The organism is Streptomyces sp. SAS_270, from assembly GCF_052543295.1.
Window position 1 is genome coordinate 25,530 of the sequence record NZ_JBMNDS010000004.1, and the last position, 17,458, is coordinate 42,987.

The window sequence follows — 17,458 nt, forward strand, 5'->3', positions numbered from 1 at the left end:
GGGCAGGAGCACTCGGTTAGTGTGATCAACCGCCTTTGCATACAGGGAATTTGCCCACGGGGCACGTGAGCGCGGGAGAGAACGGGGGGCGGGGACCATGGACGTGACAGGCACCGGAGGGGCTGTCCCCTGGGCGGCAGCCGGAGCGGTGGGGCCGAACGCCGCCTACCGCACGCAGACCCTCCAATACCGTGACGTCGAGCTGAGCTTCGACGAGTCGGTGGACTTCAAGAGCATCAAGTCCCTCTGGTTCCAGGGGTTCGTGGCGTCGTTGCTCGTGTTCATGGCCCTCGGCCTGCTCCCCGCGATCCTCACAGGCAACTTTCCCGACGCCATCGGTCCCGGGCTGCTCCTGTCGTTCGTCGTCTTCTGGGTGGTCTTCCTCTTCTCCCGCATCAACGAACCGGTCTCGGAGTGGAAGACGCTCCTGGAGGACAAGGCCGCCGCGTCGACCTCCTCGTACGCGGCGATCTACGGCGCACTGGCCCGCCGGCGGATACCCGTCTCGGCCGTACCGGCCCGCGTCCGCAGCGACATCACACCGGAGGTCGTCCACAACCGGCTGGTCATCACCAGCGGCCGCTACGTCGCCTACGTGACGGTCTTCGCATACGGAACGAGCCTGTACGTCGGCTGGACGATGTGGCGCAGCCGCCCCGGCGCCGTGGTCATCGGGCACTTCGTGAAGGACATCATCGGCGGGATGCTGAACCGCGCCGGAAACCTCCAGCAGATGCTGCGCACCGAGCGGCCGCGTGCCATGCGTGAGGCGGTGCACTCCGCGGCACGCGAGGGCGTGGAGACGGCGATACAGGGCATCGAGGTGCCGCTCGCCTCGACCTTCGGCCAGGAGCCGCCGGTGCAGGCGAGCACCTCGGCGCCGCCCGCACCGCCGGTGCCTCCCGGCCACTCCCTGCCCACGCAGCTGCCGGCACCGCCTCCGGGCCCGCCCGTGCCCCCGCAGGACACGACCACCATCCAGCCCTGGAACGGCAGTTGACCGCAGCGGGGTCGCCGGTCGCCGGGTTGCCGGTCGAGGGTCCGTCCGGCGGTGTGCTGACGGTCTCCGACGGGACGACCGTCTGGGCCTGGACGGCCGTACGTGTCGATGCCGCCGCCGACCTGACCGAGACCCAGGAGTACGCGGACCTGCCGGAGGCCGAACGTCGTGTCAAGGCCGTCGCGGCCGAGACCGCCTGGCTGACCGGGCAGTGGGATGTCACGCACGGGGAACGTGTCGAGCTGCGCTATCTCACCGACCCGGCCGAGCGAAGCCTGTCCTGTGCGCTCCTCGGCCGGGTGTCGGCTTCCACCCGTGCCGAGGCCGAGGCCGCCGCGTTCGCGCTGCGGGCGCGCCTGGCCGCGCTGCCGAGGCATGTGCACGCCTCTCCGGTCGAGGACGAGGCCGAGGTGGCCCGGCTGCTCACTCCCTTCGCGCCCGAGCCGGCCGCGGGCGTGGCCGAGATCCGCAAGCGGTACCGCACCGGCGTGCCCAACCGCCCGGACGCGGGCGTGAGTTACTACCTGGCTCCGCAGCCGTTCACCGCGTCCGCCGCGCCGTGGGACGCGCTGTGGCAGGCGCTGGCCGCGCACCCGTACCCGGTCATGCTGACCATCGGCCTTGAGCCGTACGTCGTACCGGACGACCTGGGCCCGCTGCTGCATCGCGTCGCCACGCAGTACGGGCGGCTCGGCACCGCGGGCCAGCTGCCGGACGGTCTGTGGTCGCCGGGTACGCAGCTCGCGCCCGACGCGTTCGCCGTGGACGCCTCGCGCGTGTACGCGGACGCCGCGCGCCGCTACACCGACCGCGCCTTCCGGATCCGTGTCGCTCTGGCCTCGCCCGCACCCGTACCCGAGTCGCTGACCGAGCTGGTCGGGGCCACCGTGTCCCCGCAGGAGCAGGCCCGCGAGGACGGCGTACTGACGGAGACGTTCACGGGCCCGGCCCACAGCGTCGTACGGCCGGGGGCCGGTGAACTCCCTTCTCTCTGGCAAGGGTTGACGACTCTCGAACAGCCCCGCTGGGGCGGCGACCACTGCTGGCGTCTACCGGAACCGCTCTCGCCTCCGCTGCGTCTGCTCGCCGACCTCGTGGACGCGCGGGAGGCGGGTGCCGCGTTCCGGCTGCCGCTCGCGGTGAACGGCCACATGGCGGGCTTTCCGGTACGGCGTCCGGGCATGTCCGGCGAGACCGCCTACCGCGCCGACGGTCCCGCCGTCACCCTCGGCCGGCAGCTCGTCCACGACACCCCGGCGGGGCCGCTCGGCATCGGCCTGGGCGAACTCACCCGGCACGCGCTCTTCGTCGGCACCACCGGCTCCGGCAAGACCAACACCACGCTGGCCTTCTGCGAACAGCTGTGGCGCGACCACCGGGTCCCCTTCCTCGTCATCGAACCGGTCAACTCCACGCTGGACGACTACCGTTGGCTCGCAACCCGTCCCGGCTTCGAGGACCTCGTCGTCCTCACCGTCGGCGACGAGAGCACGGCGCCGCTGCGCCTGAACCCCTTCGAGGTCCCGTTCGGCGTCCGGATCAGCACCCATACGGCCGGGTTGATGGCCTGCTTCGACGCCGCCTTCGGACTCTGGGACCCCCTTCCCGGCATCTACAACCGGGCCCTGCGCGCCACGTACGCCCGCAAGGGCATCGTCCCGACGGACATCGCCGGCCCGGCTCACGACTGGCCCACCCTGCGGGACTTCATCACCGAGATGAAGACGCAGTGCGAGCAGCTCGACTACTCCGGTGAGGTACGGGACAACATCGTCGCCGCGTCGCGGCTGCGCGCCGAGTCGCTGGCCGAGGGCGCGTGCGGCAGCACGCTGGACGTGGCGCGCTCGTACCCGGTCGAGGAGCTGCTGAGCCGCCCCGTGGTCGTGGAGCTGGCGGCGGTCGGCGACAACGAGAAGGAGCAGTCACTGGTCACGGCACTGCTCCTGCAGTCCATGACCGAGCACTACAAGGCGAACCGGGCCGGCGGCTCGCTCTCCCACGTCACCGTGATCGAGGAGGCACACCGGCTCCTCGGCCGGCCCCTCGCGCAGTCCGGCGACGCCAAGGAGGGCAACGCGCAGGCCCGCGCCGCCCAGGCGTTCGCCAACACCCTCGCCGAGAACCGCAAGTACGGGGAGGGCATCGTCATCGTCGAGCAAGTCCCCGGCAAGCTTGTCGAGGACGCGTACAAGAACACCAATCTCAAGGTCATGCACCGCCTCCCGTCCGCCGCCGACCGCGAACTCATCGGCGGCACCATGCGCTTCTCCCCGGACCAGGAGCGGTACGCGGCCACGCTCGAACCCTTCCAGGCGTTCGCCCACCACGACCGGATCGACCGGCCCGCGCTGATCCGGGTGCCGGACGTACGGGCCGAGGCGGCACGGGAGGCGGGCGTGCAGCGCGCCCCCCTGGCTGGCGACACCGAACTGGCCGCCCGCTTCCGCGAGTTCGCGTCGGAGAATCCTCGCGTCGACTCGGCCCTCGCCCCCTTCGCGGACTGCGAGGGCTGCCGGCACCGCTGCGCGTTCCGCTCCCGCGCCGGTACGGCGGTCTGGCCGGAGCACGCCGCCGAGCTGAAGAAGCGGGTCGCCGAGTACCCCAAGTCCAAGCCGGGCCAGGCCGATTGGTGGGCGTCGACGACGGACTGGGTCGCCGGGGTCGCCGACACGGTGCCGCTGCCTCCGGCGGACACCGACACGGGTGCCGCCGCCGTCGCGGACTACCACGCCTGCGTCTTCATCCACATCGCCCGCACCGCCTGGCAACGCAAAACCCTCCCCTGGGCCCGCCTCTACCGCTCCCACGCCCCCACGCCCCCGGGAACCCCCACATGAGCGACCGCCCGACCGAACACCCGACAATCCCGGTCGAAGCTCCGGTGGCCGTGGACACGGGGGACGCACCGGATCCGACGGAGGCCGGCGCGGACGCGGGGGCCCCGCAGCCGACGGAGACCGCCGAGCCCACGGATCCCACGGAAGCGCCCGTCCCGTCGGAGGCTCGACCCGCCACCGAGGCCCCGGAACCACTGGGGCCCGTCGACGTGCCGGAGGCCTTCGGAACCGTCGAGCCGCTGGATGCGACGGAGCCCGTCATCGTGCCGGAGGCACCGGAGGTCGCCGAGGCGCCAGAGCCTCTGGAGGCCACCGAGGTCCCCACACCACCGGAGCCCGTCGAAACACCAGAACCATTGGAACCCAGCGAAGCCCCCGAGCTTGCCGATTCCCCACCCGAGCCGGATCCGGCGGAATCCATCCACGCCGAGGATGCGCCCGACCCAGGAAGAGCGCCCGATCCCGGGGAAGTCACCGGGCCCCCGCCTCCGACGCCGGATGAGAACACCGCGCCCGGGGATGCCCCTGACCCGGCGTCGGACACCGAGGCATCCGAGCCTGCCCCCGCCCCCTATGAGGCATCCGAAGCGTCCGACTCCACATCCGATGAGGACGTACTCGAACGTTCCATTTTGAAACGGTTACGCGACGCGACGGCTCCGCGAAGAGAATCCGTCGACAAACCCTCCGAGGCGCGCACCACGGTCGACCGGCCGGACTTCAATGCAAAGGAGTTGCCGGAGACCGGCGTCCCCCAGGTTCGCTACGGGACACCGCTCGACCGCCCCGACGGGACGCGCGTTCCACTGTTCGAGGGGCAGCCCACACGGGAACAGACAGCGCAGGGCTCTCTCGGTGACTGCGGAATCATTGCCACCATGGGCGGAGTGGCCGGGCATCGGCCGGAGATGATCACCCAGTGCGTGCGGGAGGTCGAGGACGGCACGTACGAAGTCAGGCTCCACCAAACCAAGTACACCCTCTACGGCGACACAAGGCGCTACGAGTCGACAGGGGAGTTCACGGTCCTCACCGTAACGCCCGAACTGCCTGTCATGGACGGCGCTTCCAACGAGCCGGCATATGGAACTTCGGGTGACAGCAGAGCTGCTTGGACTCCCATCCTGGAGAAGGCAATTGCCGGTTCCGATCAGACATGGGACGAGAGCCGCTCCAAGAAAGCTACCGGGTACGCCCGTCTCGACCGAGGGAGTCGCTCCTACGAGCGCGCGGAGCTGCTCACCCAACTGACCGGCGAAACCGCATACACCGAGGATTTCCCCACCCAGTACGACACGCAGGGCCGGAGCCCGGATCGCCAGCTGCTCGGCGAATTCCGGGAGCAACTCGCCGACGGCCACCCCATAATTGTCGGCACAATCAAAAAGCCGGAAGATATCCCAAAACTCCCTAACAGGCTCATCCCTTCTCACGCGTACGAAGTAACCGCAGTAGACGAAAAGGGCTTCATACACCTCCGGAACCCCCACAATCATCGACACCCCGATCCCTTGAGGGTTCATGAATTCAGGAAGAACTTCCTGAAGTTCTACACAACGACGGAGAGAGGAAAATGATCAAGGTATTGATGCTCGGTCACGGAGTGGCCGGAAGAGTCGCGGACGCCAGGTTCATCACCGTCCAGCTCCACACTCCAGAAGGCGCGCCGCCCGTCCTCACCCTTTGCGTGATCACGGACCAGGAGCGGGATTACGACCTCCACGTCGGAGAGACCTTCCCCGTACTAGGCGATACCTGGAGGCTGGATCGAATCGACGGAATCGACACCGAGGACTGGCAGGCCATCCTGCGCAAGGTCGAGTGAGGCCCCTCCCCAGGACAACAATTCCCCCAGCGGACCTCCCAATGAGAAGAGAACAATGGCAAAAGCAGAGTTCTACGTTTCGGCCGACGTGGAGGCCGACGGTCCCGTTCCCGGGCCGTACTCCATGTCGAGTTTCGGCCTGGCGGTCGCGGGGGTCCGCGACGGTGTGACGTTCCAGGCGGTGGAGCCGGCCGAGCGGACGTTCTATGCCGAGCTGAAGCCGATCAGTGAGGCTTACGACCCGGAGGCGCTGGCGGTCGGCGGACTGGATCGCGGTCGGCTGGTCCGGGAGGGTCAGGAGCCTGCCCAGGCCATGGACGCCGCGGCCGACTGGCTCGCCACCGTCTCCGGGGAGCTGGGCGCCGCTCCGGTGTTCGTGGCCTATCCACTGGGCTACGACTGGATGTGGATGTACTGGTATTTCATGCAATTCGCCAGTAATGGATCACCCTTTGGGCATTCCCGGTGCCTGGATCTCAAGACGCTGTACGCGGCCAAAGCCGCCTCGCCGATCATTGGATCGACAAAACGCTCGATGCCGCGCCACCTGCTGTCCTCGCGGCCTCATACGCACAACGCACTGGACGACGCGATCGAGCAGGCCGAGCTGTTCCAGAACCTGATGCGTTGGGACGGGGCCGAGCTGCAGTCGGAGCCGTAGGCGGCAGACCCCCTGGACGGCTGCATGCACATGCATATAATGTGTGCGCACGTAGTCGTCGCACGCCACGCACCCGGGGGTCCCCATGAGCCGTAGCTTCCTCTTCCTCCTCGGCAGCAGCCGCCCCGCCGGCAACACCGAGTTGCTGGCCCGTAGGGCGGCGGAGCAGCTGCCCGGGGATGTGGGGCAGCGTTGGCTGAGTCTTGCCGAGCATGCGTTGCCCGACTTCGAGGATCTGCGGCACGACGCGGATCATGTGCGGCCGACCGAGGGGAACGTCGGGCTGCTGCTCGACGCCACGCTCGCCGCGACGGACATCGTGATCGCGTCGCCGCTGTACTGGTACTCGGTGTCCGCCCACTCCAAGCGCTACCTGGACTACTGGTCGGGCTGGCTGCGCACCCCGGGCGTCGACTTCAAGGAGACCATGGCCGGGCGGACCCTCTGGGGCGTCACCGCGCTCGCGCACGAAGAGGAAGAGGTCGCCGAGCCGCTGATCGGCACGCTCAACAACTCGGCGGCGTACATGGGCATGCACTTCGGCGGGGTCCTGCTGGGCAACGGCAGCAAGCCCGGCGACGTACTGAAGGACGAGGCGGCCCTGACCCGCGCGAAGACGTTCTTCGCGCAGGAGCCGCCGCTCGCCCGGTTCCCGTACGAAGCCGCGTGACGCGCCTACCCCCTACGTCGTGACGTCCTTCGTCGTGAACCGCGCCCACGCCGCCGAGCCGAACACCGCGACGTACAGCCCCTGCAGGCCGAGGTTGCGGACCAGGTCGTCCCAGTACACCGGGTCGCGCATGACGTCGGCGAAGGACAGCCAGTAGTGGGAGAAGAAGTACGGCTGAAGGGCGTGGAGTTGGGGGATCTGGTCGAGGATCTGGACCGTGATGAGCAGCCCGACCGTGGTGGCCATCGCCGCGATGCCGCTGTTCGTGAGTGTCGAGATGAACAGGCCCAGCGCCGCCACCCCGGTCAGTGACGCGGCCACGACGAGCGCGATGAACAGCGCCCGCCCCAGCCCTTCGCCGAAGCTGATCCGGGTTCCGGAGATGGTCGTCAGCTCGCCCAGCGGGAACAGCAGCGCGCCGACCGCGAGGGCCGAGACCGCCACGACCAGGGTCGCGACCAGGCAGAACGCCATGGTGGTGGCGTACTTGGTGAGGAGCAGGCGGGTGCGGCCCGCGGGCGCCACCAGCAGATAGCGCAGCGTTCCCGCGTTCGCCTCGCCCGCGATCGCGTCGCCCGCGATGACGCCGATCGCCATCGGCAGGAAGAAGGGGAGCGTCGCGGCGAGTGCCGTGAAGACCAGGAACAGGCCGTTGTTGGTGATCTGCGCGATGAACGCCGGGCCCTCGCCGCCTCCGCCGCCGACCGCCGAGCCGTCGCTCGTCTCTATCTTGATGGCAACGCCGACGAGGACGGGCACGGCCGCCAGTACGGCAAGGAGCGCGAGCGTCCGCCACCGCCGGAAGGTGGTGGCGAGTTCGCTGCGCAGCAGGCCGAACGTCCACAGCGGACTGACCTTCCTGGCGACCGGCGCGGTCACTTCAGCCTGCGACATCGAACCCCTCCCCCGTCAGCGCCACGAACGCGTCCTCCAGCGAGGCCCGTTCGACCCCGAAGCCGCGGACCCGGACGCCCGCTGTCACCAACGCGGCGTTCAGCTCGCCGAGTTCGCGGTCGCGGTCCGGGGGCTCGCCCGTCACCCCGATGTCGGTGACCACGAGGTCCGCCACCCCTTGCTCCTTCAGCACCCGCGCCGCGTCCCCCGCGTCCGGGGTCGTCACGACGAGCCGGCTCCGCGCGCCCGCCGCGAGGTCCGCCACCGCGCCCTGGGTGATCAGCCGTCCCTGTGCCATCACCGCCGCGTGGGTGCACACCTGCTCGATCTCGTCGAGGAGGTGCGAGGAGAGGAAGACGGTCGTGCCTTCGGAAGCCAACTCCCGGATCAGGGACCGGATCTCGCGCATGCCCTGCGGGTCCAGGCCGTTGGTCGGCTCGTCCAGGACGAGGAGGCGGCGCGGCTGGAGCAGCGCGGCCGCGAGCCCGAGCCGCTGCTTCATGCCCAGCGAGTACGCCTTCGCCTTCTTTCCGGCCGCCGCCGTCAGACCGACCCGGTCGAGGGCGGCCGACACACGCGTACGCCGGGTGCGCGGGTCGGCGGTCGGGTCGGCGGCGTCGTAGCGCAGCAGGTTGTCGCGTCCGGAGAGGAAGCCGTAGAGGGCCGGTCCCTCGATGAGGGCGCCGACGTGCGGGAGCACGGTGCGGGAGGCGCGGGGCATCGGGTGCCCCAGGACCCGCGCCGTGCCCGCGGTCGGTTCGATCAGGCCCATCAGCATGCGGATGGTGGTCGTCTTGCCGGAGCCGTTGGGACCGAGGAAGCCGAAGACGCTGCCCGCCGGGACGGTCAGGTCCAGACCGTCGACGGCGAGCTGTCCGCCGCGGTAGCGCTTGGTGAGCGCGCGCGTGGCGATCACCGTGTCCACCATGTCGGGCTCCGCGGCGGACCGTTCCTCCATGGGCTCCCTCAATCTCGACTCAACTCGTCAGGTGCGTACGGGCATCACTGTGCGGCGTCGGCCGCCTTCACCAGCGCATCCTTGGTGACCGCGCCGACGTAGACCTTGCCGTCGTCCGTCATCAGGGCGTTGATCAGGCGGGTCTTGAAGACCGTGCCCGAGCCGAACTTGCCGGTGACCTTGTCGCCGAGCGAGTCGAGGAAGCCGCCGACGTCACCGCCGACCTCCGAGCCCGACGGGACGCCCTCGCCGCCCGTGTCGAAGGAGGCGATGGAGTTCCAGCCCTTGCCGATGACGTTCATGCCGTCGAGGCCCGTGTCGCCCTTGCCGAGGCCCTTGCCGAAGTCCTCGGCGCCCTTCGGGAGCGACTTGCCGTCGGCCTTCCGGTCCGCCTTGGCGTCACCCTCCTCCGTGACCTTCGCGCCCTTGGGCGGCGTGAAGTCGAACGTGGAGGCGGCCGGCCTGGAGAAGCTGACCTGGGTGAAGCCCGCGTCCACGACGGCCGCGCCGCCGCTCGCCGGGGTCAGCGTGAACTTCAGCGGCACACCGGTCTTCGCGTCCACCGCGATGGTGATCGCGCCGACCGTGGTGCCGGACTGCTTCGGCTTGATGACCAGCCGGTACGCGTCGCGCCCGGCGACGTGCGCCGTGCCGTCGACCGTCACGGAGGTCGTGTCGTCGACCGACTTCAGTGCCTCGTCGGCGAGTTCCTTGGGCGTGGCCGGAACGTCGTCCCCGTGGGGGGTCTTCCGGCTGTCGCCCTTCTTCGCGTCGTCGGACTTCGGCGCCGTCGCGTGGTAGACCTCGTTCGACTTGCTGTCGTAGGCCCACACCTGGTCGCCGTTGTGGATGACGCTGTACTCGGCGGCGCTGTCCAGGAGCGAGACCTTGCCCTTGTCCGGGCCGTCGGCCGCGACGCGCAGCGTGTGCGTGCCGGAGGCCAGTTCGAGCAGCTTGGACTGCGGGTCGGCAGACGAGCCGCCGTCGCCCCTGGCCGCGCCGGAGGCGAAACCGCCCACCAGGCCGCCGAAGTCGGGCAGCCCCAGATCGGTGCTGATCTTCACGGTGCCGGACAGCTGCTGTACGTCCGACTTGGCGATCTTCTCGACGAGTTGCTGTGCGCTGATCTTCGCCAGGTCGGGGTCGCCGGAGTCGGCGAGGGCCGGGACGAGCCCGATGGTCGCCGCCGCCACCCCCACCACCGCGACGGGGACGACGTAACGCGCCGCCTTCCGCCGGCCTGCGCGCACGTCCTCGGCCTCGGCCTCCGCCTCGCCAGTCAACGCGTGATCGGATTCGTACGGTGCCATGTGTGCCTTACCTCCGTCGTCGGCGGCGGCTTACCGTCCCTGCACTCGTCCACCCCTGAGCCGCCATTCTCACCCGAATCGGTGAGGAGTGGTGCTTTCCATCTGACCAAATCGGCCGAGGGGAAGCGTCAGACCCCGGGATCAACTCCATGTACTGCTGCGGTATGACACAAGGAGGCGGCGCCTCCCCCAACCCGTAGGGGTCGAGGAAGGCGCCGCCTTCGAAGGGGGCCGGTTACTTCTGCACGAACACGTAGTCCGCCTGGTACGGCACGCCCACGATCGTGCCCGGTGCGCAGGACCCGGCCGGGGCGATGCCGCCCACGGTGTTGAGGCGCAGGATCTCCTGCGTGTGGGCCAGCAGCCCGTGGTGCCGGCCGGACTGCGTGGCCTTGAGGTCCAGCTCGGCGATGTTCTTGTCGCCGTTCGGGGTCTTGGAGATCAGCGCGCCGGTGACCGCGCTGCCGTCCGGCGCGACCCACTGCGGCGTACCGGAGTTGGGCGCGGTGAACGAGTGCGCGATGCCGCCGCCGAGCCGTGCGCTGACGTCGCGTTGGGCGAACGCGAACCCGCCGCCCTCGACGGCCTTGCACTCGTAGATCTGCTCGCCCTTGACCACCGACGCCTGGAAGTTGTTCAGGGCGTGCCGGAAGTCGAAGGAGCCGGTGACCTTGTGGAGCTGGCCGCGGACGGCGCCGCCCGGGAACTCGGCGGTGTGCAGATTGGCGTAGAAGGCGCCGGGGTCGTTCTTCAACTGGTCGAGCAGGGCGGCGTCCTCGACCTTCACGGTGCCGGTGACGCTGTGGTGCTTGCTGCCGCCGAGCAGCTTGCTGAAGTCGATCTTCACGCCGCCGTTGGTGCCCTTGGCGCCCTGGTGGATGTGGAGCATGGTGGGCCTGCCGGTGCCGCGCCAGGTCACGGCGACGGACACCTTGTTCCCCTTGACCTTGATGAACTCCAGCGCCTCGCCGTCCTTGTCGCCGACGGCGGGGCCGCCCTGTACGGGCACCTCGCTCGCGCCGTTGAGGCTGGTGGCGAGGATGGTTCCGCTGCCGCCGAGGACCCCGCTGCGTACGGCGATGGTCTGGTCGCCGTGCCCGGAGTGCCCCGCGCCGTTGCTGCCGCTGTCAGCCAGCGCCGGGCTGACGGCGGCGGCTAATCCGGCCGCGGCGACGACCGCTGCGGCGGCCAGGATCAGGCTCTTGCGACGCGTGGAGCCTGTGGGGCTCGTGGAGCTTGCACTGCTCGTACTGCTCGTACTGAACGTGGCGTCGGATCCCATGATTCTGTTGTCTCCCCGTACTCGGCCGACGCCCCCTGCGCCGGCTTCTGTGCAGGAGTACGGAATGAATCCGAGCCTGGACTCAATCCAATCATGTGACCCGGGTCACGCCGTCGACGGTGGCTCCGCGCGGGCTATCCCGCCCGGTGCACCACCGCGTCGCACAGCTCCACCAGCGACGCCTTCGCATCGCACTCGACCAGCGGCGCCAGCGCGGCCCGCGCCTCCTCGGCGTACCGCACGGCGTCCAGCCGGGCCTGGTCCAGCGCGGGGTGGACCCGGAGCCGGGAGAGCGCCTCGGCGTGCCGGGCGTCGTCCGTCAGGTCGGAGTCCAGCAGCTCGCACAGCGCGATGTCCTCGGCCAGCCCGAGCCGCTCCACGCGCTCCCGCAGCCGCAGCACCGGCATCGTGGGGATGCCCTCGCGCAGGTCGGTCCCCGGCGTCTTGCCCGACTCATGCGAGTCGGAGGCGATGTCCAGCACGTCGTCCGCGAGCTGGAAGGCGACGCCGAGCCGCTCGCCGTACTGCGTGAGCACGTCCACGACCGTCTCGTCGGCGCCCGACATCATCGCGCCGAACCGGCAGGCCACGGCCACCAGCGAACCGGTCTTGCCGCCGAGCACGTCGAGGTAGTGGTCGACCGGGTCGCGCCCGTCGCGCGGCCCCGCGGTCTCCAGGATCTGCCCGGTGACCAGCCGCTCGAACGCCTCGGCCTGGATGCGTACGGCCTCGGGGCCGAGGTCGGCCAGGGTGTGCGAAGCGCGCGCGAACAGGAAGTCACCGGTGAGGACGGCCACCGAGTTGCCCCAGCGGGTGTTGGCGCTGGGCACCCCGCGCCGCGCGTCCGCCTCGTCCATCACGTCGTCGTGGTACAGCGTGGCGAGATGGGTCAGCTCCACGACCACGGCCGAGGGCACGACACCCGGCGCATAGGGGTCGCCGAACTGCGCGGCGAGCATCACGAGCAGCGGCCGGAACCGTTTCCCGCCGGCCCGCAGGAGGTGCTGCGCAGCTTCCGTGATGAAGGGGACCTCGCTCTTGGTGACTTCGAGCAGGCCCTCCTCGACAGCCACCAATCCGGCCTGGACATCGGCTTCGAGAGCCTGGTCCCGCACGCTCAGCCCGAACGGCCCGACGACGGTCACGAGAGGTTCTCCTGTCTGCTGACGATCACATGGCGAACTCGGTCGATCATTCGGTCTCGGTCGATCATTCGGTCGATGACACGGTTTGTCGATGTGTCGCTGCCATCACTCAAGTCAGCGTATCCGGTCACGTTTCGATCACCACGAGCGCCCGCCCTTCCAGGCCGGGCGGTATCCGATCACGGACGGTATGTTCCCCATCAGGTGATACGACCTGACATTTATGGACTTACCTGAAAGCAGGCCCGATCAGCCGAAAGCAGGCCCGCGTGTCCCGAAGCACCGTCGAAACCGAGCCCGAGAGCCCTCCGCCGGCAGGTGACGACCATGCCTTCTTCGGCCAGCCCCGGGGCCTGCTCACACTCTCCGGTCTGGAGGTCTGGGAGCGGTTCTCGTTCCTCGGGATGCAGGCGATCCTGGTCCTCTTCTTCGCGGACACCGTCGCCCACGGCGGCATGGGCATGGCGGCGGGCACGGCCGCGTCGGTGTCGGCGGCGTACGGCACGCTCGTCTACCTGGTGTCCGTCGCCGGTGGCTGGCTCGCCGACCGGATGCTCGGCTCGTACCGCGCGGTCCTGTGGGGCGGCATCCTGATCGCCTGCGGCCACTACTCCATGGCCGTGCCGACGGCCGCCATGACCTGGACGGGCCTCGGCCTGATCAGCGCGGGAACGGGCCTGCTCAAGCCCAACGTCGCCACCATGGTCGGCAAGCTCTACCGCACGGACGACGACCGCCGCGACGCCGGTTTCGCGCTCTACTACATGGCCATCAACATCGGCGCCTTCGCGGGCCCGCTGATCACCGGCTGGCTCGGCGACCACAAGGGCTGGCACTGGGGTTTCTCGGCAGCCGCGATCGGCATGACGTTCGGACTGGTCCAGTACGTCACGGGCCGCCGTCACCTGGCCGGGCGCACCCACGCGGCGCAGTTCGCGCTCGCCCCCGACGCGATGCGCCGCGCCGTGCGCCGCATCGTCCTCGGGCTGCTCGCGGCGGCCGTACTCGCGGTGCTCCTGGCGGCCGGCGGCTGGCTGACCATGGGCCGCTTCGTCGACCTGCTCACCCTGATCTCGGTGATCGCCCCGGTGGTCTACTTCGCGGTCATGTTCCGCAGCGACCGGGTGACGCCCGAGGAACGCGGCCGGCTGCGGCCGTACGTGGTCCTCTTCCTCGCCTCGACGGTCTTCAACTTCATCCTCTTCCAGGCGTACTCGACGATGATGCTGCTCGCCGCGTCGAACGCCGAGACGACGATCCTCGGCTTCGACTTCCCGGCGAGCTGGTACGCGTCCGCGCTGGGCGCCTTCGAGGTGGGGCTCGCGCCCTTCGTGGCCGCGCTCTGGGTCCGGATGGGCCACCGCCAGCCGCACGCCTCCAACAAGATCGCGATCGGCGTGATCCTCGGCGGCCTCTCCTTCCTCCTGATGGTCCTGCCGACCAGCGGCCGGCCGAGCGACGACTATCTGATGTCGGCCTGGTGGATCGTCGGCTCCTACCTGCTGCTCGGCCTCGGCGACATCCTGCTGGAGACCTCGGGCATGTCCGCCACCACCAAGCTCGCCCCCGTCGCCTTCTCCAGCCAGACCATGTCCCTCTGGTTCCTGTCCCTGGCCCTCGCCAACGGCATCCAGGCCCAGACCGTGAAGCTCTACGACCAGGTCTCCAAGCCGGCCTACTTCGGCGTCAACGGCGCGATCGCCGTGGCCGCGGGCCTGGCCGTGATCGCCCTCGCCCCCTGGCTGCGCCGCACGATGCACCCCGTCCACTGAGGCAACCGAGTCCACTCAGGCATCCGAGGTTTCCGCGATGAAGATCCGCACGGCCTTCCCGTACGAGACGGCGCACGAGGACGTCCGCATCCCGCTCGCGGACGGCACGCGCCTGTACGCCCGCGTCTGGCGCCCTCTGACCACCGAGCCCGTCCCGGCGCTGCTCGAATACCTGCCGTACCGCCTCACGGACTGGACCGCTCCGCGCGACTGGCAGCGCCATCCCTGGTACGCCGGTCACGGCTACGCCTCCGTGCGCGTGGACGTCCGCGGGCACGGCAACTCGGAGGGGCTGCCCACCGACGAGTACTCCGCAACCGAGCTGGCCGACGGGGTGGAGGTGATCCACTGGCTGGCGGCCCAGCCCTGGTGCGACGGCCGGGTCGGCATGTTCGGCATCTCCTGGGGCGGCTTCAACTCCCTCCAGCTCGCGGCCCTCGCGCCCGAGCCGCTCAAGGCGGTCGTCACGGTCTGCTCCACGGACGACCGCTATGACAACGACGTCCACTACATGGGAGGTTCCGTCCTCGCCGTCGACATGCACGCCTGGGCGGCCACCATGCTCGCCTTCGTCGCCCGCCCGCCGGACCCCGCCTACGCCGGCGAGGTGATGTGGCGTGAGCTGTGGCTGAAACGGCTGGAGGCGGTGGACCCGTACCTCCACACCTGGCTCGAACACCAGACCAGGGACGCGTACTGGCGCCACGGCAGTGTCTGCGAGGACTACGGCGCCGTCCGCGCCGCCGTCCTGGCGGTGGGCGGCTGGCACGACCCGTACCGCGACACCGTGCTGCGCCTGGTCGAGAACCTCCCGCCGGACCGCGTGCGCGGCCTGATCGGCCCCTGGTCGCACCAGTACCCGGACCGCGGCCTGCCGCCGGGCCCCGCGATCGGCTTCCTCCAGGAGACGCTGCGCTGGTGGGACCACTGGCTGCGCGGCACCGACACGGGGGTGATGGCGGAGCCGTTGCTGCGCTCGTACGTCAGCGACTCGCACCCTCCGGCGACGGTGTACGACGTGCTGCCCGGCCGCTGGGTGGGCGACGACACCTGGCCCTCCGCGCGGGTGACCCCGGTCTCGTACGCACTCCGCGGCGCCCCTGTGCGGGTGCGGTCCCCGCAGCACACCGGCCTGGACGCGGGCCGTTTCTTCCCCTTCGGCAACGACGCGGACCTGCCGCCGGACCAGCGGGAGGAGGACGCCCGCTCGGTGTGCTTCGAGTTCGAGGTGCCGGAGGAGACCTGGGTGCTGGGGCGGCCGCGGGTACGGCTGCGGCTGACGTCCTACGCTCCCCGGGGCCGGGGCCAGGTGGTGGCGCGGGTGTGCGACGTGTCGCCGGACGGCGCGTCGACCCTCGTCACCCGCGGCGTCCTCAACTTCTCCGCCCGGCACGGCCGCGACCGGGCGATCCCGTGGACGCCGGGCACCACGGAGGAGGTGACCTTCGAACTGAACGGCATCGGACACGCGTTCCCGCCGGGCCATCGCATCCGGCTCGCCGTCTCCTCCGCGTACTGGCCCTGGATCTGGCCGCAGCCGGGATCGGAGGAGGGGTTCACTCTGGATCCGGCGGGCAGCGCGCTCGAACTCCCCGTACGGGCAAGGGAGTCGACCTCCGAGGAGTCGCGCATCACCTTCGACGAGGCGGAGCAGTCCGAGCCGCTCGGTGTCGCCTTCCCGGCCACCCTGGACGAGCCCCGCCCCGAACGCCTGGTCGTGCGCGACGTGGCCAAGGGCGAATGGCGCCTGGAGGTGGACCCCCGCTACGGCGGCACCCGCGTCTACCCCGACGGCCTGGAGTTCACCGAGGACGCCGCGGAGACGTACACGATCAACGAGTCCGACCCGCTGTCGGCCCGCACCCACTCGTCCTGGTCGATCCGCCTGCACCGCCCCGAACTGGGCTGGGACACACGGGTGGAGACCCGCTCCGACATCACCTGCGACGCCGAGAACTTCCTCACCTCCAACGAGGTGATCTGCAAGGACGGGGACGAGGTGGTCTTCCACCGGACATGGGAGAGGAGAATTCCGCGCACGGCGGGGTGAGGCGCTCCAGGGTGTCGCGCGAGGTGAGGCGGCCCGGAATGAGCGCGCGGGGTGAGCCTGCCGGGAGGTAGCTTCTGGCATGCACACGTACGCATACGTGGGCCCGGCGGAGATCGCGGCGAGCGTCCGGCACGGGACCGGAACCCTCGTCCGCAGCCCGGCGGACCTCGAACGTTTCCTGTCGGGCCGCCCCGACGACGAACGCCCCGAGCCGTTCACCTTCGTCGTCGACCGCTCCGGAACCCTGCGGCTCGCGCCGCGCCGTTCCGAGCACGTGGCCTGCGCGGACGGCGAGGCGGTGCGTGCCGCCGGAGAGGTGGGCTTCGCCCTTCTGCGGCAGGGCTGGACGGCGGACTACCTGAGCAACCAGTCCACCGGCTACTGCCCCGACCCGGTCGAGTCCTGGCCGGCCGTCGTCGCGGCCCTCCACCGTGCGGGTATCGCCCACGGACCGGGCTTCACCCACCCTCTCGTCCACCGCCGCTGCCCGGCCTGCGGCGAGTGGAACTCCGTTCGGGACGCGCACTTCGTCTGCGTCTTCTGCGACGCCGACCTGCCCGTCGCGACCCGCGTCGGCCCGATGGATCTCGCGCTGCTCGCCGACGAGGAGGGCAACGCCGTCAGGATCACGGTCCTCGGGCGGCACCCGATGATGCAGGACGGCGTCGGTCTCGCGGCCGAGATCGCCGTGGAGACCCCGTTCGTGAGCGGGCGCATCCCACTCGCCTTGTGGCGACGGCGACTTGAGGACTGGGGACGCGCCCTGGACCGGCTGGAGAGCGGCGAGGACATCGCGTGGATGGCGGTGGACAGAGGGCCGTCGGTGTTCATCCGGCTGACGGGCGAGCGGGACTGTCCGGAGGTCGTCGTGGAGGACGAGACGGTCTCCATGGTCACCGTGCATGTCCCCGTCGACCTGCCGGAGCACTGGATCGCCCGCCACCGGGAACGACTTCACGACGTACTGACGGCGTGGAACCCTGAGTAGCCGGCCCGCCCACGCGGAGGCGGCCGAGGCGCGCTGAGCAGAGCAGGGCAGGGCAGGGCAGGGCAG

14 protein-coding genes are annotated in these 17,458 nt (G+C 70.1%); 9 read left to right on the top strand and 5 right to left on the bottom strand.

Annotated features, from left to right (window positions below):
• Positions 1-97: 97 nt before the first annotated feature.
• The 6 genes from ACN6LB_RS04000 to ACN6LB_RS04025 all read left to right on the top strand — a co-directional run bounded on the left by ACN6LB_RS04000 (position 98) and on the right by ACN6LB_RS04025 (position 6,993).
• Positions 98-1,000, top strand: a complete 903-nt coding sequence (locus ACN6LB_RS04000; RefSeq protein ID WP_445024580.1) for a hypothetical protein — start codon at positions 98-100, stop codon at positions 998-1,000.
• Positions 997-3,837, top strand: a complete 2,841-nt coding sequence (locus ACN6LB_RS04005; protein ID WP_445024581.1) for an ATP-binding protein — start codon at positions 997-999, stop codon at positions 3,835-3,837. The genes ACN6LB_RS04000 and ACN6LB_RS04005 overlap by 4 nt, the downstream gene beginning before the upstream one ends.
• Complete coding sequence (locus ACN6LB_RS04010; RefSeq protein ID WP_445024582.1) at positions 3,834-5,414, top strand: C2 family cysteine protease; 1,581 nt, start codon at positions 3,834-3,836, stop codon at positions 5,412-5,414. The genes ACN6LB_RS04005 and ACN6LB_RS04010 overlap by 4 nt, the downstream gene beginning before the upstream one ends.
• On the top strand, positions 5,411-5,662 hold the full coding sequence (locus tag ACN6LB_RS04015; RefSeq protein WP_445024583.1) for a DUF6406 domain-containing protein: 252 nt from the start codon (positions 5,411-5,413) through the stop codon (positions 5,660-5,662). The genes ACN6LB_RS04010 and ACN6LB_RS04015 overlap by 4 nt, the downstream gene beginning before the upstream one ends.
• Positions 5,663-5,717: 55 nt before the next feature.
• Positions 5,718-6,323 (top strand): exonuclease, encoded by a 606-nt coding sequence (locus ACN6LB_RS04020; protein ID WP_445024584.1) that lies wholly within the window; start codon positions 5,718-5,720, stop codon positions 6,321-6,323.
• An 85-nt stretch (positions 6,324-6,408) separates the two neighbouring features.
• The gene (locus ACN6LB_RS04025; protein WP_445024585.1) at positions 6,409-6,993 is read left to right on the top strand and encodes a flavodoxin family protein; all 585 of its coding nucleotides are present in this window, start codon (positions 6,409-6,411) and stop codon (positions 6,991-6,993) included.
• Between the two features lie 12 nt (positions 6,994-7,005).
• Here the strand turns inward: ACN6LB_RS04025 and ACN6LB_RS04030 are convergent, their stop codons facing one another.
• The 5 genes from ACN6LB_RS04030 to ACN6LB_RS04050 all read right to left on the bottom strand — a co-directional run bounded on the left by ACN6LB_RS04030 (position 7,006) and on the right by ACN6LB_RS04050 (position 12,582).
• The gene (locus tag ACN6LB_RS04030; protein ID WP_445024586.1) at positions 7,006-7,887 is read right to left on the bottom strand and encodes an ABC transporter permease; all 882 of its coding nucleotides are present in this window, start codon (positions 7,885-7,887) and stop codon (positions 7,006-7,008) included.
• Positions 7,874-8,845, bottom strand: a complete 972-nt coding sequence (locus ACN6LB_RS04035) for an ABC transporter ATP-binding protein (protein WP_445024587.1) — start codon at positions 8,843-8,845, stop codon at positions 7,874-7,876. Before ACN6LB_RS04035 ends, ACN6LB_RS04030 begins: the two co-directional genes overlap by 14 nt.
• Positions 8,846-8,889: 44 nt before the next feature.
• Positions 8,890-10,155: a LolA family protein gene (locus ACN6LB_RS04040; RefSeq protein WP_445024588.1), complete on the bottom strand. Its 1,266-nt coding sequence runs from the start codon at positions 10,153-10,155 to the stop codon at positions 8,890-8,892.
• A 235-nt stretch (positions 10,156-10,390) separates the two neighbouring features.
• Positions 10,391-11,437 (bottom strand): CHRD domain-containing protein, encoded by a 1,047-nt coding sequence (locus ACN6LB_RS04045; RefSeq protein ID WP_445024589.1) that lies wholly within the window; start codon positions 11,435-11,437, stop codon positions 10,391-10,393.
• 134 nt (positions 11,438-11,571) lie between these two features.
• On the bottom strand, positions 11,572-12,582 hold the full coding sequence (locus tag ACN6LB_RS04050) for a polyprenyl synthetase family protein (protein ID WP_356140928.1): 1,011 nt from the start codon (positions 12,580-12,582) through the stop codon (positions 11,572-11,574).
• A 269-nt stretch (positions 12,583-12,851) separates the two neighbouring features.
• On the opposite strand from ACN6LB_RS04050, the gene ACN6LB_RS04055 reads away from it, so the two are divergent.
• The 3 genes from ACN6LB_RS04055 (at position 12,852) to ACN6LB_RS04065 (ending at position 17,392) form a co-directional block, all read left to right on the top strand.
• Complete coding sequence (locus ACN6LB_RS04055) at positions 12,852-14,354, top strand: peptide MFS transporter (protein ID WP_445024590.1); 1,503 nt, start codon at positions 12,852-12,854, stop codon at positions 14,352-14,354.
• Between the two features lie 37 nt (positions 14,355-14,391).
• Positions 14,392-16,404: a CocE/NonD family hydrolase gene (locus ACN6LB_RS04060; protein ID WP_445024591.1), complete on the top strand. Its 2,013-nt coding sequence runs from the start codon at positions 14,392-14,394 to the stop codon at positions 16,402-16,404.
• A 79-nt stretch (positions 16,405-16,483) separates the two neighbouring features.
• Positions 16,484-17,392, top strand: coding sequence for a DUF5959 family protein (locus tag ACN6LB_RS04065; RefSeq protein ID WP_445024592.1), 909 nt, complete (start codon positions 16,484-16,486; stop codon positions 17,390-17,392).
• The last annotated feature ends 66 nt before the right edge of the window (positions 17,393-17,458 follow it).

Coding starts and splice junctions, on each gene's coding strand:
- ACN6LB_RS04000 (WP_445024580.1), top strand. CDS start 98: ATGGACGTGACAGGCACCGGAGGGGCTGTCCCCTGGGCGGCAGCCGGA.
- ACN6LB_RS04010 (WP_445024582.1), top strand. CDS start 3,834: ATGAGCGACCGCCCGACCGAACACCCGACAATCCCGGTCGAAGCTCCG.
- ACN6LB_RS04015 (WP_445024583.1), top strand. CDS start 5,411: ATGATCAAGGTATTGATGCTCGGTCACGGAGTGGCCGGAAGAGTCGCG.
- ACN6LB_RS04020 (WP_445024584.1), top strand. CDS start 5,718: ATGGCAAAAGCAGAGTTCTACGTTTCGGCCGACGTGGAGGCCGACGGT.
- ACN6LB_RS04025 (WP_445024585.1), top strand. CDS start 6,409: ATGAGCCGTAGCTTCCTCTTCCTCCTCGGCAGCAGCCGCCCCGCCGGC.
- ACN6LB_RS04030 (WP_445024586.1), bottom strand. CDS start 7,887: ATGTCGCAGGCTGAAGTGACCGCGCCGGTCGCCAGGAAGGTCAGTCCG.
- ACN6LB_RS04035 (WP_445024587.1), bottom strand. CDS start 8,845: ATGGAGGAACGGTCCGCCGCGGAGCCCGACATGGTGGACACGGTGATC.
- ACN6LB_RS04040 (WP_445024588.1), bottom strand. CDS start 10,155: ATGGCACCGTACGAATCCGATCACGCGTTGACTGGCGAGGCGGAGGCC.
- ACN6LB_RS04045 (WP_445024589.1), bottom strand. CDS start 11,437: ATGGGATCCGACGCCACGTTCAGTACGAGCAGTACGAGCAGTGCAAGC.
- ACN6LB_RS04060 (WP_445024591.1), top strand. CDS start 14,392: ATGAAGATCCGCACGGCCTTCCCGTACGAGACGGCGCACGAGGACGTC.
- ACN6LB_RS04065 (WP_445024592.1), top strand. CDS start 16,484: ATGCACACGTACGCATACGTGGGCCCGGCGGAGATCGCGGCGAGCGTC.